The sequence below is a fragment of the Corynebacterium sp. LK31 genome (genome assembly GCF_014335015.1).
Lineage (GTDB): Bacteria > Actinomycetota > Actinomycetes > Mycobacteriales > Mycobacteriaceae > Corynebacterium > Corynebacterium jeikeium_D.
Map to the genome: position 1 here is coordinate 1 of NZ_PDGW01000031.1, position 1,380 is coordinate 1,380.

Genomic DNA, 1,380 nt, shown 5'->3' on the forward strand with positions numbered 1-1,380 from the left:
GGGTTAAGTAAAGAAAAGTGTGTCCGCATGCCACCATAACCCCAGACCACACACCACAAATCACCAAAGAATAGCTCCCCGAAAGCTATTACCCACACCATCCCGCACCTCCGGCCACATTTGTGCTAACCGCACACCGGTTGGATTAAAGGATGACCACCAACCGCCCCAGCTGCCCACTATGCGGCAACAACACAAAGAAAAACGGCACCACCAGCAAATCAACCACCCGTTGGCGCTGCACCCACTGCGGACACTCCTTTACCCGCAACACCCAAACCCACAACAAAAACACCGCCACCATGGCTTTGTTCATCCAATGGGCCACCGGCACCCAATCTCTAACCACCTTCGCCGCACACCATGGCGTAACCAGGCAAACCATGCACCACCGATTCCGATGGTGCTGGTGGATCATCCCCACACCCACCATCGACTCATTCCGCATCCATGACCAAATCTTCCTCGACGCGACCTATCTAAAGTCCGGATGCCTCCTGATCGCAGCCAGTAAAACCCACGTCATCAACTGGACCTGGGCCAGACACGAAACCACCGCCGCCTACACCGAACTCCTACGCCCCATTGCCGCACCACTAATCGCAGTCACAGACGGCGGACAAGGTGCCCAATCAGCCATCCACCACTGCTGGCCAACAACACGCATCCAACGCTGCCTCGTCCACGCCCAACGAACAGTCCGCCGCCACACCACCAGCAACCCCCGCACCGATGCCGGCAAAACCCTCTACCGCCTAGCCCTGAAACTCACTCGCATCACCGACCTTGACCAAGCATCCACATGGGTCGCCCACCTGCACGAATTCGACCACACCTACCGGGAATGGATGAACGAGAAAACCACCATCAAAGACCCCGTTACCGGCGCCTACACCAAGGTCTACACCCACCAACGCGTCCGAGCGGCCTATCAATCATTGCTATCTCTGCACCGCAGAGACCTGCTGTTTACCTACCTGCAACCCCCACCAACAACCATCGACCCCGACAACCTTGCAGCAACAACAAACAGCCTCGAAGGTGGCATCAACGCCCCCATAAAAGAACTAGCCCGCAGACACCGCGGACTATCACTACCGCATCAACGCACAGTGATGGATTGGTGGCTGTATCTACATACAGAAGTCCCTGACGATCCGGTCAAGATCGCCAGGGACCAACGATGGGGTCAAGACGCACTTTCCACAGCAACAGACCTGATCACCCACAACACCACAGCCACTACCAATGACATCGGTGCACCAGCAGAATACGACACCGCCATCGACACCAGCTACCAACACAACCTCGGCATCCAAAAAGGCTGGATCAAATAACCGCAACACGCCCGGAAAAGACACACTTTTCTTTACTTAACCC

General features: G+C 56.0%; 1 protein-coding gene. It reads left to right on the forward strand.

Annotation, left to right across the window (positions count from 1 at the left end; genetic code table 11):
• The first annotated feature begins 152 nt into the window (after positions 1 to 152).
• On the forward strand, positions 153 to 1,337 hold the full coding sequence (locus CRD18_RS11040; protein ID WP_015382061.1) for an IS256-like element IS3503 family transposase: 1,185 nt from the start codon (positions 153 to 155) through the stop codon (positions 1,335 to 1,337).
• Positions 1,338 to 1,380: the final 43 nt, after the last annotated feature.

Coding starts and splice junctions, on each gene's coding strand:
- CRD18_RS11040 (WP_015382061.1), top strand. CDS start 153: ATGACCACCAACCGCCCCAGCTGCCCACTATGCGGCAACAACACAAAG.